We start from the raw sequence: 13,414 nt of genomic DNA, 5'->3' as shown, positions 1-13,414 counted from the left end.
ACGTGAAACTAACAGGTAAGCAATCTTGGGTATTTGAACACAAGCTTTATGTGAATGCGGAAGGAACAGCTGCAGGACCGAAAGAAAAAGAAGGCCCAATCGGTCATCTCATTGATAAAACTTATGATGAAATGCACTGTTATCAAAAGAACTGGGAAATGGCTGAAAGGCAGCTCATGGATGATGCCATATCAATGGCCTTATCAAAAGCGAATTTGCAAAAAAGTGATATTGACCTTTTGCTGGCAGGAGATTTACTGAACCAAAACGTGACAGCCAACTATGTGGCAAGAGAACTCAAAATCCCGTTTCTTTGTTTATTTGGTGCCTGCTCCACATCTATGGAATCAGTCGCCATTGCCTCAGCGCTAGTAGATGGTGGCTTTGCCAATAGAGCGCTTGCTGCCACAAGCAGTCACAACGCGACAGCAGAGCGGCAATTTCGTAATCCAACAGAATATGGCGGGCAAAAACCCGATACAGCAACAAGTACAGTGACAGGGAGCGGTGCTGTCGTCATCAGCCAAGAACCTTCCCAAATTCAAATTACAAGTGCCACCGTCGGACGGGTGATGGATCTTGGGATTACAGATCCATTCGATATGGGTTCGGCTATGGCGCCTGCAGCGGCAGACACAATCAAACAACATTTAGAAGACTTAGGAAGAACAGTAGATGATTATGATCTCATCTTAACAGGAGATCTATCTGGAATTGGATCGCCTATTTTAAAGGATCTTCTCAAAGAAGATGGCATTCAGCTTGGACGGAAGCATGATGATTGCGGATTAATCATATACACACCTGATCAAAATGTATTCGCTGGAGGCAGCGGCTGTGCCTGCTCAGCTGTCGTGACATTCAGTCACATCTTTCAAGAAATGAAAGCAGGGAATTTGCAAAGAGTATTGGTTGTGGCAACCGGGGCGCTTCTCAGCCCAATGATGGTTCAGCAAAAAGAGACCATTCCAACCATTGCGCATGGAGTTGTATTTGAGCGTGCAGGAGGAGAAAGCTAATGGATTATTTGATTGCTTTTGTTGCAGGCGGACTGATTTGCGTGATCGGCCAGCTTTTACTTGATGTACTGAAACTCACACCGGCACATGTCATGACCACCTTTGTTGTGGCGGGGACGATTTTAGACGGGTTTGGTATTTATGATAAATTTATTGAATTTGCAGGAGCGGGTGCTACCGTGCCTATCGTAAGCTTTGGTCATAGCTTGCTTCATGGGGCGATGCATCAGGCCGATGTCCACGGATTTATTGGAATCGGAATTGGGATTTTTGAGTTAACCTCTGCTGGAATATCAGCTGCGATTTTATTTTCATTTATCATTGCACTTATCTTTAAACCGAAAGGATAACCTAATATGGGGCAAAGACGCAAAGTCATTTTAGTGACAGACGGAGATATATATGCTGCCAAAACGATTGAGCTTGTCGCAAAGAAAGTCGGCGGAAGATGTATTTCCAGCTCAAAAGGGAATCCGAGCAAACGAACAGGACCAGAACTGGTCCAGATGATTTTGAAAACGCCGTATGACCCAGTGTTTGTCATGTTTGATGATTCTGGTCTAACAGGTGAAGGAACAGGGGAAACGGCCATGAAGCACGTAGCACGTCACCCTGAAATTGAAGTGATTGGCGCCATTGCAGTCGCATCTAAAACCCATCAAGCGGAATGGACAAAGGTACATGTCTCCATTGACCGGGAAGGTGAACTGACAGAATACGGCGTTGACAAACATGGACTTCCAGAAATGGAACCACACAAAATGAGTGGAGATACAGTGTATTGTCTCGATTCACTACAGCTTCCGATTGTTGTCGGCATTGGAGATATTGGCAAGATGGGACGGAAAGATGATCTAAGCAAAGGGTCCCCCATTACAATGAAGGCAGTCGAATTAATTTTAGAAAGGAGCGGTTTCCATGAAGAAAGACAAGGTGCATGTGTACCGAGATCCAAAGAAAAATGAAGATTTTTTCAAAGACAATGTCGGGATGGGTCTCAGCTTTGACCTTGGCGTTCGGAAAATTTATGTCCATGATCAGGAAATCCAGCTTTACTATGTAAATGGATTATGTGATACACAATATGTGATCTATTTATTAAAAGAACTGATTGAAATCAATGACAACGAACCTGAATCAGATGATCTTGCACGTGTGGTAGAAAACCGTCTTGTCAATCAGCAAGTCTCAAAAGTTGAAACGCTTGATGAAGCAGTGGATCAAGTGCTGTCTGGACTTGTGGCAGTCGTTGTCGAAGGTGAAAATTACGCATTTATTATTGATGTCAGGAGCTACCCTGGCAGAATGCCGGAGGAACCGGATACAGAAAAGGTTGTCAGAGGTGCAAGAGACGGCTTTGTTGAAAATATTATTGTGAACACAGCACTCATTCGCAGAAGAGTGCGGGATGAAAAACTGCGATACAAAATGCTTAAAGTAGGCGAGCGCTCTAAAGCAGACGTCTGTGTTTGTTATATTGAAGACATTGCTGATCCTGATCTTGTTGATATTATCGAAAAAGAAGTGTCTGGGATCAAAGTTGACGGACTGACGATGTCTGATAAAACAATAGAAGAATTTATCATTAAGCAAGGATATAATCCCTTCCCGCTTGTGCGATACACCGAGCGCCCAGATGTAGCCGCTAACCATATATTAGAAGGGCATGTCATCATCATTACGGATACATCCCCTAGTGTCATCATTACACCAACCACTATTTTTCATCACGTTCAACATGCTGAAGAATACCGCCAGGCGCCAGCAGTTGGGACTTTTTTAAGATGGGTGCGTTTTTTAGGCATCTTATGTTCTACTTTTCTTTTGCCGATCTGGTTTCTTTTTATTCTAGAACCGAATCTTCTGCCAGACAATCTAAGCTATATTGGATTTAACAAACCTTCTCATATCCCTGTCATTCTCCAAGTATTCCTTGCTGATTTTGGGGTGGAGTTTTTACGAATGGCGGCGATTCATACGCCGACCGCCTTGTCGACTGCCATGGGCTTGATTGCGGCCGTTTTAATTGGACAAATTGCAATTGATGTCGGTTTATTTACACCAGAGGTCATATTATACGTCTCGCTAGCAGCCATCGGCACATTCACCACTCCAAGTTATGAACTGAGTGTCGCTAATAAAATCATCCGACTGATCATATTAGCACTAGTAGCGATCTTTAAGCTGAATGGACTGATCATCGGTTTTACGCTGTTACTTATTTATTTAACATCCATTCGTTCCTTACAGACGCCTTATATGTGGCCGTTTATTCCTTTTAATGGTAAAGCTTTATGGCAAGTGCTCATTCGGACGTCTGTTCCTGGCTCAAAAGTAAGGCCGAGCATCGTTCACCCTCAGAACAGATCAAAAATTCCGCCAAATTCTTAACGCTCGTTGAAAGTGGCTGAAGATTGTGATATTGTATTTTTAACTTTGAGAAACGGCAAAAGGCAGCTTGTGCAGCTGTCTTTTTTCAGCCGAGGCGGAGAAAGAGGGAATGACATTGTATTTACACGGCACTTGCAGACAAAATGAACTCGGACATTTAGAAATTGGTGGTGTTGATGCCGTTTCTTTAGCTGAAACGTATGGGACACCACTTTATGTATATGATGTGGCTTTAATACGGGAGCGTGCAAAAAGCTTTCAGAAAGCATTTATTGAAGAAGAACTAAAAGCTCAGGTGGCATATGCGAGTAAGGCGTTTTCTTCTATTGCCATGTTCCAGCTGGCAAAAGAAGAAGGCTTATCACTTGATGTCGTTTCAGGCGGGGAGCTGCACACAGCCATTTGTGCCGGGTTTCCAGTAGAAAAAATTCATTTCCATGGTAACAACAAAAGCAGAGAAGAATTAAAGATGGCATTAGCGCATGGAATCGGCTGTATTGTTGTTGATAATTTTTATGAAATCAACCTCATTGAACAGCTTGGTCAAGAGCTGTCAAAACAGGTGAAAGTACTCCTCCGCATCACGCCGGGTGTTGAAGCACATACGCATGACTATATTACAACAGGTCAAGAAGATTCAAAATTCGGTTTTGATCTTCATAATGGACAAGCAGACGAAGCAGTCAAACAAGTACTTGAATCAGAAGTGATCGAGCTCTTAGGTGTTCATTGTCATATCGGCTCACAAATTTTTGATACGGCTGGTTTTGTCCTTGCAGCAGATAAAATTTTCTTGAAGCTAGATGAATGGAGAGGATCATTTGGATTTATTTCCACAGTGCTGAACTTAGGCGGAGGCTTTGGCATCCGTTATACAGAAGAGGATGAGCCACTGCCTGCGACTGAATATGTGGAGAAAATTATTCAAGCGGTGAAAGAAAATGTAGCCCGCTATGAATTTGAGATGCCTGAAATTTGGATTGAGCCAGGCCGCTCCCTTGTTGGAGATGCGGGAACCACTCTTTATACGATCGGCTCATCCAAACATGTACCTGGCATTCGCGATTATGTAGCCATTGACGGCGGAATGAGTGATAACATTCGACCTGCTTTATATCAAGCAAAATATGAAGCAGCGAGCGCCAATAAAATGAGCCAAACGCATGATCAAACTGTGTCCATTGCAGGGAAATGCTGCGAGAGTGGAGATATGCTCATTTGGGATATTGATCTGCCAGAGTTATCACAGGGAGACTTGTTAGCTGTCTTTTGCACAGGAGCTTATGGCTACAGCATGTCAAACAACTATAACCGCATCCCGCGCCCGGCTGTAGTATTTGTAGAAGATGGGGAAGCGCAGCTTGTCGTTGAGCGTGAGACATATGAGGACATTGTCAAATTGGATTTACCTTATCAATCAAAAGTGAAATCATCGACTTAAAAAAAGCTGCCTGATCATCAGGCAGCTTTTTCTATGACATTTATTTTCCACCAGTAAATACAGAGACGATCGCATTCCAAATGGAGACAAAGAAATCCCAAATCTTCTGTAGAAGGTTTTTCCCTTCATCTGATTCTATGAATTTTGTAATCTTGTCTTTTGCTTTATCAATTTGAGATCCGACTTGTTTCCAATCGATATTGATATTTTTCATTTTATCGAAGAGAGAGACAAGTTGATCTTTTTGGTCTTGCGTTAGATTTAAGTTCAAATCAGAAGCGGCTTGATCTACTTTTTCTTCCACTTCTTTTGTTGTTTTAGGAACTCCATTTTTGGCAATGTCATCTTTGATTTTTGCAATCAGGGCAGAAGCATTGTCTTTTCCAATAGAGTCTCCCAGTTTAGATGTTGTTACAAGCTCTTCGTTTGCCACCTGTTTCACATCTTCAGGAATGGCTTTGTCGCTTGACACTTCATAGGCTTTTAATAGACCTGTCAGTGCTGCTGTACCAGATACTTCAAACGGCGCCGTCACGACAACCTTTGCATCTTTCACGCCTGCGGTCATTAAAGCATTTAAATACATCTCATCTGTAATGGTCTTAATGTTATGTGTATCCACAGTCAGACCCGTACCTGATTTTTCAATAGTAATAGATGAAGATGATAATGCTCGAGTCCCGATTTGAGAGCGAGGGATATACTTTCCTAAATATTCGTGCTCTTCTTTATTGGTTACTTCAATTTTTGTCGCATTTTCAGGTGGATTCAACTCGTCAAGCACCTTCTGGCGATCAGCCGGTGTTAAGTCTTGCCCGAGTGTGACGATGACATCGCCGACAGCTGCATCCGCTAAGCTGACTTTTGGCGCACCAATCAGTAAAAGGAGCGCTGCCATCATACCAAGCATTGTTTTTTTAAACATGTTGACCTCCTTCAAGTCGAAAGCGTTTCTCGATGGTGAGAAACTCATCTTTTGAGTACATGATTTGAATCGTACTCCATCATATAGACGTAACAAATCAGTCTGACGTTTCAATTATCTTTTAAAGATGTTTGAAACCTCCAATATGATGAAGTGTTTTGCTCAGTCTGTGATCATTTCCTTAGGAGAAAAGGATCAAGCTCTTTTATTTTATCAATGTTGGCAAAAGAGGTAAATCACATTAGGTAAGCAGGGGATGTTTAACATGACCAAAAATGTGCTATAATGAGCGTTGTTTAACCTGAAAGGAGAATGTGAAAAATGGCGAAAAAAGGATACATACAATTAACGAATGGAAAGAAAATTGAGTTTGAACTTTACCCAGAGGCTGCTCCAGGTACAGTAGCAAACTTTGAAAAATTAGCGAATGAAGGCTTCTACGATGGATTGAAATTCCACCGCGTGATCCCTGGGTTCGTAAGCCAAGGCGGCGATCCAAACGGTAATGGAACTGGAGGACCTGGTTACACAATTAAATGTGAAACAGAAGGAAACCCTCATCAGCACGAGAGAGGTTCATTATCAATGGCACACGCTGGTAAAGACACTGGCGGCAGCCAATTCTTTATCGTACATGACCCACAGCCGCACTTAAACGGTGTTCACACTGTTTTTGGTAAAGTAACATCTGGTATCGAGGCTGTTCTTGACATGGAACAAGGTCAAGGGATGGAAAAAGTCGAAGTTGTCGATGCTTAATCCATTAACACCGCTTAATTGCGGTGTTTTTTATTTTAAATCTGATGTTCCTGTGATCTGTGCCGTGAAGCGGTAGGTGATCATCCAATATAAAAGGGCTAAGGCGCTGATAGAGGCTCCAAATAGACATACCCCATTCCAGCCAGCGTTTGCGTATATGTTAGTTGATACAATAGAACCGAGCGCACTGCCGAGGGAATAAAAAATCATATAAGCAGCAGTCAGCCGGCTTCTCGCCTCAGGCCGGACCATGAAAATCATACTTTGATTGGTCACATGAACGGCCTGCACAGATAGGTCAAGAATGACGATACCAACGATTAATAAAATGAGGGAATATTCAGTGAAAAAAATAAAACACCATGAAAAGAGTAATAGGACAAGGGCGATGCACGTTGTTAACTGTCCTAAGCCTCGATCAGCAAGGCTTCCAGCTCGAGCGGCACCTAATGCTCCGGCAACTCCAGCAAGGCCAAATGCACCAATCGCCGTATGTGACAGATTGTATGGCGTAGTGCTGAGAGGCAGCACAAGTGAAGTCCACAGCGTGCCAAACACAACAAAGATCAGAAAACCCAGTACGCCACGAATACGTAGAATTCGTTCTTGTCTGAACAATATAAACATTGAAGCGAGCAAGTTCACATAGGATATGGAGACTCTCTTGTTGTCAGCACGAGGAAGATACCGGTACAACACGCCAGTGATGATCAGCATCATCACGCCGGAAACGAGATAGACTGATCTCCAGCCGGCGAGATCGGTTAGTACACCAGCAAACGTTCGTGCGAGAAGAATACCAATCACAATTCCACTTTGAACCAAGCCCACTATGCGGCCACGTTCTTCAGGAGCGGCCCATGTCGCTGCGAATGCTACGAGTACCTGAGTGACTACAGCGAGCAGTCCCACCGCAGCTAGTCCTATGAACAGGACGGTGGCGGTAGGGGCGATACTGACTAGAATGAGAGATAACACGGATACTAGCATTTGAGCTACGATGAGCCGCCGTTGGTTGAACAGATCACCAAGTGGTACGATCAGTAGCAGTCCTAGCGCATAACAAAGCTGAGTAATCGTAATGACCATACCAACGGATGAATAGCTGATACCAAACTCGGATGCGAGGGAGTCTAATAATGGCTGTGCAAAGTATATGTTTGAAACTGCCATCCCGGAGGCTGTCGCAAACAGTAGAGCCATATTGCGAGTCATCGTTGATCGGGTGGTTATTTGTAAATGAGTCGTTTCCAGATCAGATTGTTCAACGGCATTCATTTTTCTTTTTTCATGCATGTCATCATCTCCTTTTGTACTAAAGAGTATAATATACTGTTAGGTATAAAATAATTCCTGTTAAAGATAACCATAGAAACGTTTTAAAGTCAAGATGATGTAGTGAAGATCTTGAGAGAGGCAGTCAATTTGACAATGATATGTCAATAAAATAAAATGATAATATACCGATAAGTAAAAAATATCCTTATAAGAAATAGATGATTGATCTAGTGAGAGATTTTTATGATAGAAATGAGGGTTGATGATGGTTCGACAACGGGAATTTGATGAGGAAAAAGCGTTAGATGAGGCTTTGTTGCTTTTTTGGGAGAAAGGGTACAGAGCCACTACATTAAGCGACTTAACTGCAAAAATGGGAATACAGCGGCCGAGCTTATACTCAGCGTTCGGTGATAAAGAGGAATTGTTTGAAGCAGCATTACGCAAATATACAACTCAGCATGCAGCACATATTCGATCAAAACTGCAAAACAATCTGTCTGCAAAGGAAGCATTTCGTACATTATTTACTGAATTAGTAGAAGAGGAATATGGAGATGGGCCGAGTAAAGGGTGCTTCTGCATCAATACAATAGTCGAACTTGCCCCCCACGAAGAGAAATTTGAAATTCTCACAAGAGAGCATCAAATGTATCTTTCGGTCATTTTTGAAGAAAAAATTGTACAAGGTATTCGCTCGGGTGAGCTCGAAAGCAGTCTGAATGCCAAAGCCTTAGCACAGGCGCTGGTCGTTTCTTTTATTGGACTTACAGTCCTCATGAAATCTCGCCCAGAGCGTTCATTTGTAGATCATTCTATAGCGACGATACTATCCATATTGAAATAAATAGTCTATATAAAAAAAGCGTATTTTGATCAATGGATTAAAACACGCTTTTTCTTTTAGGGTGTGATGGACACGTTTTTGTGATATGATAAGAGAACAAACATTCGTATTCGTGAGTGTCACCATATGCAGCTCTAAAAATAAGTGAAAGTGCAAATCTAAAAAGCGTGTGATCATGCTGAAAGAAAGCAGGAGATACTTTGAAACCATTAACAAAAGAAGAAAAAAACCAGATGATGATTGCTATTCAGCGTTACTTTGCCGAAGAACGAGAAGAGGAGATTGGTGAATTAGCAGCCATCAATATATTAGAATTTATCACAAAACATCTTGGAAGCTACTATTATAATCAAGGGGTTCGTGACAGCCGAAATATCGCTGTTCAAAGATCTCAATTGTTAGAGGAAGATCTATTCGCACTAGAGAAAAGAATATAATCAAAAAGCTCGTCTATCTTATTCACCCTGCTAACAGATAAAGAGGAAAAAAGACCCCCTTAATAAAGAACGCATATTCGTATCATATGTAATGATGAAAAGGTGGAACCAAAAGTCCATTTGAATCGTTATATAAGTAACCATTAATGAAAATCAGCTTTTTTGGTTTTATTTCATCAAAAGAAGGAATAGAACATACAAATAGGCGAAGTGCAGATGATGGAGGTTCTAAATATGGGGAAAATCAAATTAAAAATCGCAATCTTATTTGTTTTACTGCTTTGTTTAGGCGCAGGTTATTTATACATGAATGGTATGAAAATTGAAGATGTGCCAACAGCCATCGGCGAAAGCTTAACAAATAATGACAAAGATTACACAATCTATGAATATACCATTACAAAAATTGATGGTGATGAGTATTACGGTCAAGCCAAAAATGGCACGAAAATCATTTTTAATGGAAAGAAATTTGAAGATGATGTGGCCGATCTGAAAAAAGGCGATCGTATTAAAGCATACTTTAGTAATGAAAAAAGAATAGACGGTCTTATAAAAGTAGTAAAAGTCGTCAATTAACAAGTCTCCTTTCCTATAAGGAGGCTTTTTTTATGAACAGGTGAATAAATCTTGATTGTTGCATTTGACAACAAGGATCGCTATAATAGCCCCTAAGGACAGCTAAATATCGATTGTATCCTTCGGGGCAGGGTGAAAATCCCGACCGACGGTAATAAAGCAAATGCTTTACAGCCCGTGACCCGTTAATTTATTAACGGTTGATTCAGTGAGAAGCTGAAGCCGACAGTGAAAGTCTGGATGGGAGAAGGATAACGAAAGCTATGTATGAACAAAAATAAGTGTTGATCATAGTTTTATTTCTAATGCAAAAAAACCACAGCCCCGGAATTTTTCCGGGGCTTTCTGTATGTCAATATAGTCATCGCATGCAGTGTTTATTAGGTGATCCCTCATCTTGTATGGACCATAAAAAGCGACGAAGGTGTTCAATCGATCACATGTCCCAAACATCGCTTTTTCATAAAGTGAGAAATACAAAAGAAAGAGAAAGGGAGGATCACATGTTTACGGGGATTATTGAAGAAGTGGGTACAGTTCAGTCATTGAGCAAAAGATCCGCAGATGCCATGGAAATCATCATCAAGTGCAGTCGTGTACTAGAAGATGTTCACCTAGGCGATAGTATCGCCATCAATGGCGTTTGTCTCACTGTCACAAGCTTCACAAAAGAACAGTTTGCGGCAGATGTGATGCCTGAGACGGTCAAAGCGACATCACTTGATCAGCTTGCGCCAGGTAGCCAAGTGAATTTAGAGCGAGCGATGTCATCAAATGGACGATTCGGCGGTCATTTTGTTTCAGGCCATGTTGATGGAACGGCTGTGATTACCCGTGTAGAAAAGAAGAGTAATGCCATTTACTATGATTTGAAAATGGACAAGACCCTCACAGATATGCTCACAAAAAAGGGATCGATCGCAATAGACGGCGTCAGCTTGACTATTTTCGATTTGCGAGATGCTCATGTGACAGTTTCTATCATTCCACATACGCTTGAAGGAACTATTTTCCCGACTAAATCTATGGGGGATGTAGTAAATATTGAATGTGACATGATCGGTAAATACATTTATCGCTTTTTAACAAAAGAGCAAAACGAAAAGCAGCCATCACGATTAACCCCATCATTTTTAAAAGAGCACGGATTCTAGGAGGCGATTGTATGTATCATTCAGTTGATGAGGCAGTAAATGCCCTGAAACGAGGAGAAATCATTATCGTAGTAGATGATGAAGACAGAGAAAATGAAGGAGACTTTGTGGCACTTGCTGAGCATGCAACGCCGGAAGTCATTAACTTCATGGCTTTACATGGAAGAGGTCTTATTTGCACACCAGTTCATGCCTCGATTGCGAAACACTTGGATCTGCATCCCATGGTCGAGCGAAATACGGATGCACATCATACAGCATTTACAGTGAGCATCGACCATACGTCAACGACAACTGGTATAAGTGCTTTTGAGCGCTCAACGACCATTTTGGCCATGTTAAATAAAGAGTCAAAACCAGAAGATTTTGCCCGCCCAGGTCATGTTTTCCCTCTTATTGCGAAAGAGGGAGGCGTAGTAGAAAGACCAGGTCATACAGAAGCGGCCGTTGATCTTGCTAAACTTGCGGGTTCAGTGCCAGCGGGTGTCATATGTGAAATTATGAATGCAGATGGAACCATGGCCCGCGTACCCGAACTGCAAAAAATTCAAAAAGAACACGATTTAAAGATGCTGACGATTGAAGCATTGCAGGCATATATAAACAAGCAAACAACGACAATGAAAACAAAATAAAAATCACAAAAAAGGATGATGAACATATGAATACAATACAAGGGAATGTAGTAGCAGAAGGATTAAAGTTTGGAATCGTCGTCGCTAGATTTAATGATTTTATTACAAGTAAATTGCTAGATGGAGCAGAAGATACATTGCTCAGACACGGAGCAAACGGTGACGATATTGATGTCGTGTGGGTGCCAGGGGCTTTTGAAATTCCGTATATGGCAAAAAAACTAGCAGAAACAAAAAAATATGATGCAGTCATTACACTTGGAACCGTGATTCGCGGGGCAACATCCCATTACGATTATGTTTGTAATGAAGCGGCTAAAGGAATCGCACAAAGTGCCATCTCAACAGGGGTGCCGATTATCTTTGGTGTACTGACAACAGAATCTATTGAACAAGCCATTGAAAGAGCCGGTACAAAGGCTGGAAATAAAGGCAGTGAATCGGCTGCAGCTGCTATTGAAATGGCCAACCTAAATCGAACGTTTCGTTAATTTGATGAAAAAGAGTTTAAAAACAACCTAAAAGTGTTTATAATGTGTGATGAGCAAGTGATTCATAAGACATTTGCTGGAAAATAGGATAATTTTAATATTGAGGGGTATATATGTTAATTCGTTACAAGAGGTCTTTTGAAAAAATTGCCATGGGACTCCTGTCCTTTATGCCGGGTGAGAAAGACGTCAAACAGCTTCAGCAGACGATAAAGTCGTATGAAATGGATGAAGATCGGCAGCTGTTCCTTTGGAAAGATGGTGAGGATATCGTCGGTGCGATTGGTGTGCTGAAAACAGACGACCAAGTACAAATCGAACATATTAGTGTCAATCCGTCCCATCGTGACCAAGGCATCGGCAAGGAAATGGTATTAGCCGTGGAAGAAGTATTCAAAACGAAAACGCTCATTCCAAATGAATTAACGCAAGGCTTTTTTCATAAGTGTCACAGTGAAACAAACTAAATATCACACATGTAAAAGCAGAGGTTATATGTCTCTGCTTTAGATTGTTGACAAAGGGCTAAAATGAACTTTATTTTAGCCCTTTGTCTTCTTTTCAGCGTGATAGAAAACCTTTGCAGCCCTAGGAAGGACGAGTACTGGAGCGGAGCGAATTCGATATTCGTGAGCACCGGCACGCAGGACTGACACCGAATGCGAGGGTTTGTCTACACGCTGAAGCAGAGGTTATATGCCTCTGCTTTTTTTACGTTCCATCTGCTTTTCACGTTCAAGCAATACGTCCGTTCGATCACGCAGTCTATGCTTTTCAATTAAGAATGTATGGGATAAGTTGCTCTCCTGTCCGAAGGTTAAGCCTTCTTTTTGGGCCATCTCTTGGCATAAAGAAAGAAGCGTTTCATCTCGGATTGGCAGCATCACACTTTCGTAGGGCATGTCTTCATCGATTTTCTTTTTCAGTGTTCTCAGCAGCAAAAGAAATGCCTCTTCATCAAGACCTAATTCTGTTAGTATGTTCCGGTCCGAATCTAATATATGAAGGCTGTTTGAAATCAGCCGTTTTGCTCCTTTTCCATTCCCTCGTCTTTGATGATACAAAGCAACAGCAAGCTGAATGAGACCCACCCAGTACTTTTTGCGCTGATGAGGAGGATCTTCTTTCCAAAATTCTTCAAGAATTTCATGACACTCAAAATAATCTCTTGTCGTATGAAATTCATGTAAAAAAGCCACGTACGCTTTAGGATACACAGCGGTCAACTCCTTTTCCACTATCAGTCTAACATACCGAAAAGAAAAGAAGAAAGAGCGCCCCTTTATGAAAGGACGCTCTGTTTCTTTAATAAACCCAAGCCGCGCCAACGATGATCAGCAAGATGAACAGCACAACAATAAGCGCAAATCCTCCGCCGAAGTAATAACCATCTCCCATAATGTTACGGCCTCCTTTTTCATCAGTTCTGATTACAATGGTATTCTATGTATAAATGCC

The 13,414-nt window shown here is 41.7% G+C and carries 17 protein-coding genes and 1 riboswitch; of the genes, 13 read left to right on the top strand and 4 right to left on the bottom strand.

From position 1 onward, the window contains the following. Positions 1–2: 2 nt before the first annotated feature. The 5 genes from spoVAD to lysA all read left to right on the top strand — a co-directional run bounded on the left by spoVAD (position 3) and on the right by lysA (position 4,851). Entirely contained in the window at positions 3–1,019 is a 1,017-nt protein-coding gene (gene spoVAD / locus ID12_RS15300; protein ID WP_008344437.1) for a stage V sporulation protein AD, read from the top strand. Further along, on the top strand, positions 1,019–1,369 hold the full coding sequence (spoVAE, locus tag ID12_RS15295) for a stage V sporulation protein AE (RefSeq protein WP_007501045.1): 351 nt from the start codon (positions 1,019–1,021) through the stop codon (positions 1,367–1,369). The genes spoVAD and spoVAE overlap by 1 nt, the downstream gene beginning before the upstream one ends. A 6-nt stretch (positions 1,370–1,375) precedes the next feature. Further along, the gene (spoVAEA, locus tag ID12_RS15290; protein ID WP_017367529.1) at positions 1,376–1,984 is read left to right on the top strand and encodes a stage V sporulation protein SpoVABEA; all 609 of its coding nucleotides are present in this window, start codon (positions 1,376–1,378) and stop codon (positions 1,982–1,984) included. Then, entirely contained in the window at positions 1,938–3,410 is a 1,473-nt protein-coding gene (locus ID12_RS15285; protein WP_007501043.1) for a spore germination protein, read from the top strand. The genes spoVAEA and ID12_RS15285 overlap by 47 nt, the downstream gene beginning before the upstream one ends. Before the next feature lie 115 nt (positions 3,411–3,525). After that, complete coding sequence (gene lysA, locus ID12_RS15280; protein WP_050827371.1) at positions 3,526–4,851, top strand: diaminopimelate decarboxylase; 1,326 nt, start codon at positions 3,526–3,528, stop codon at positions 4,849–4,851. A gap of 40 nt (positions 4,852–4,891) precedes the next feature. Here lysA and ID12_RS15275 read toward each other — a convergent pair whose 3' ends face one another. After that, on the bottom strand, positions 4,892–5,776 hold the full coding sequence (locus ID12_RS15275; protein WP_017359791.1) for a DUF1002 domain-containing protein: 885 nt from the start codon (positions 5,774–5,776) through the stop codon (positions 4,892–4,894). A 321-nt stretch (positions 5,777–6,097) separates the two neighbouring features. Here ID12_RS15275 and ID12_RS15270 point away from each other — a divergent pair, with 321 nt between their 5' ends. Continuing rightward, positions 6,098–6,535: a peptidylprolyl isomerase gene (locus ID12_RS15270; protein WP_008359679.1), complete on the top strand. Its 438-nt coding sequence runs from the start codon at positions 6,098–6,100 to the stop codon at positions 6,533–6,535. Positions 6,536–6,565: 30 nt separating this feature from the next. On the opposite strand, the gene ID12_RS15265 is transcribed toward ID12_RS15270, so the two are convergent. Further along, entirely contained in the window at positions 6,566–7,831 is a 1,266-nt protein-coding gene (locus ID12_RS15265; RefSeq protein WP_080987800.1) for an MFS transporter, read from the bottom strand. A gap of 247 nt (positions 7,832–8,078) precedes the next feature. Here ID12_RS15265 and ID12_RS15260 point away from each other — a divergent pair, with 247 nt between their 5' ends. The 7 genes from ID12_RS15260 to ID12_RS15230 all read left to right on the top strand — a co-directional run bounded on the left by ID12_RS15260 (position 8,079) and on the right by ID12_RS15230 (position 12,423). After that, complete coding sequence (locus tag ID12_RS15260; protein ID WP_050827369.1) at positions 8,079–8,660, top strand: TetR/AcrR family transcriptional regulator; 582 nt, start codon at positions 8,079–8,081, stop codon at positions 8,658–8,660. A 200-nt stretch (positions 8,661–8,860) separates the two neighbouring features. Beyond that, the gene (locus ID12_RS15255) at positions 8,861–9,097 is read left to right on the top strand and encodes a DUF2164 domain-containing protein (protein ID WP_017359788.1); all 237 of its coding nucleotides are present in this window, start codon (positions 8,861–8,863) and stop codon (positions 9,095–9,097) included. A gap of 234 nt (positions 9,098–9,331) precedes the next feature. Beyond that, entirely contained in the window at positions 9,332–9,676 is a 345-nt protein-coding gene (locus ID12_RS15250; protein WP_008344451.1) for a hypothetical protein, read from the top strand. A gap of 114 nt (positions 9,677–9,790) precedes the next feature. Beyond that, positions 9,791–9,932: riboswitch (FMN riboswitch) on the top strand. Positions 9,933–10,179: 247 nt separating this feature from the next. Beyond that, a complete protein-coding gene (gene ribE / locus ID12_RS15245; RefSeq protein ID WP_026050106.1) occupies positions 10,180–10,830 on the top strand; it encodes a riboflavin synthase in 651 nt (216 codons plus the stop codon). Positions 10,831–10,841: 11 nt separating this feature from the next. Further along, positions 10,842–11,465, top strand: coding sequence for a 3,4-dihydroxy-2-butanone-4-phosphate synthase (gene ribB, locus ID12_RS15240; protein ID WP_017359786.1), 624 nt, complete (start codon positions 10,842–10,844; stop codon positions 11,463–11,465). A gap of 26 nt (positions 11,466–11,491) precedes the next feature. Continuing rightward, the gene (gene ribH / locus ID12_RS15235; RefSeq protein WP_007501031.1) at positions 11,492–11,956 is read left to right on the top strand and encodes a 6,7-dimethyl-8-ribityllumazine synthase; all 465 of its coding nucleotides are present in this window, start codon (positions 11,492–11,494) and stop codon (positions 11,954–11,956) included. Positions 11,957–12,069: 113 nt separating this feature from the next. Next, positions 12,070–12,423: a GNAT family N-acetyltransferase gene (locus ID12_RS15230; protein ID WP_008344455.1), complete on the top strand. Its 354-nt coding sequence runs from the start codon at positions 12,070–12,072 to the stop codon at positions 12,421–12,423. Positions 12,424–12,648: 225 nt separating this feature from the next. Here the strand turns inward: ID12_RS15230 and ID12_RS15225 are convergent, their stop codons facing one another. Together ID12_RS15225 and ID12_RS19115 are read right to left on the bottom strand one after the other, a co-directional pair. After that, the gene (locus tag ID12_RS15225; RefSeq protein ID WP_017359784.1) at positions 12,649–13,173 is read right to left on the bottom strand and encodes a DUF309 domain-containing protein; all 525 of its coding nucleotides are present in this window, start codon (positions 13,171–13,173) and stop codon (positions 12,649–12,651) included. An 88-nt stretch (positions 13,174–13,261) separates the two neighbouring features. Then, a complete protein-coding gene (locus ID12_RS19115; protein WP_008359694.1) occupies positions 13,262–13,354 on the bottom strand; it encodes a YjcZ family sporulation protein in 93 nt (30 codons plus the stop codon). Positions 13,355–13,414: the final 60 nt, after the last annotated feature.

It is taken from the genome of Bacillus altitudinis (assembly GCF_001191605.1).
In the GTDB taxonomy this organism is placed as follows: domain Bacteria; phylum Bacillota; class Bacilli; order Bacillales; family Bacillaceae; genus Bacillus; species Bacillus altitudinis.
The sequence above is the reverse complement of the archived record's forward strand: the minus strand, read 5'-3'. Positions and strand labels throughout refer to the sequence as shown.

Bases quoted from the DNA above. Each gene is read 5' to 3' on its own strand.
- spoVAE (WP_007501045.1), top strand. From the start codon at position 1,019: ATGGATTATTTGATTGCTTTTGTTGCAGGCGGACTGATTTGCGTGATC.
- spoVAEA (WP_017367529.1), top strand. From the start codon at position 1,376: ATGGGGCAAAGACGCAAAGTCATTTTAGTGACAGACGGAGATATATAT.
- ID12_RS15285 (WP_007501043.1), top strand. From the start codon at position 1,938: ATGAAGAAAGACAAGGTGCATGTGTACCGAGATCCAAAGAAAAATGAA.
- ID12_RS15275 (WP_017359791.1), bottom strand. From the start codon at position 5,776: ATGTTTAAAAAAACAATGCTTGGTATGATGGCAGCGCTCCTTTTACTG.
- ID12_RS15270 (WP_008359679.1), top strand. From the start codon at position 6,098: ATGGCGAAAAAAGGATACATACAATTAACGAATGGAAAGAAAATTGAG.
- ID12_RS15265 (WP_080987800.1), bottom strand. From the start codon at position 7,831: ATGCATGAAAAAAGAAAAATGAATGCCGTTGAACAATCTGATCTGGAA.
- ID12_RS15260 (WP_050827369.1), top strand. From the start codon at position 8,079: ATGGTTCGACAACGGGAATTTGATGAGGAAAAAGCGTTAGATGAGGCT.
- ID12_RS15250 (WP_008344451.1), top strand. From the start codon at position 9,332: ATGGGGAAAATCAAATTAAAAATCGCAATCTTATTTGTTTTACTGCTT.
- ribE (WP_026050106.1), top strand. From the start codon at position 10,180: ATGTTTACGGGGATTATTGAAGAAGTGGGTACAGTTCAGTCATTGAGC.
- ribB (WP_017359786.1), top strand. From the start codon at position 10,842: ATGTATCATTCAGTTGATGAGGCAGTAAATGCCCTGAAACGAGGAGAA.
- ribH (WP_007501031.1), top strand. From the start codon at position 11,492: ATGAATACAATACAAGGGAATGTAGTAGCAGAAGGATTAAAGTTTGGA.
- ID12_RS15230 (WP_008344455.1), top strand. From the start codon at position 12,070: ATGTTAATTCGTTACAAGAGGTCTTTTGAAAAAATTGCCATGGGACTC.
- ID12_RS19115 (WP_008359694.1), bottom strand. From the start codon at position 13,354: ATGGGAGATGGTTATTACTTCGGCGGAGGATTTGCGCTTATTGTTGTG.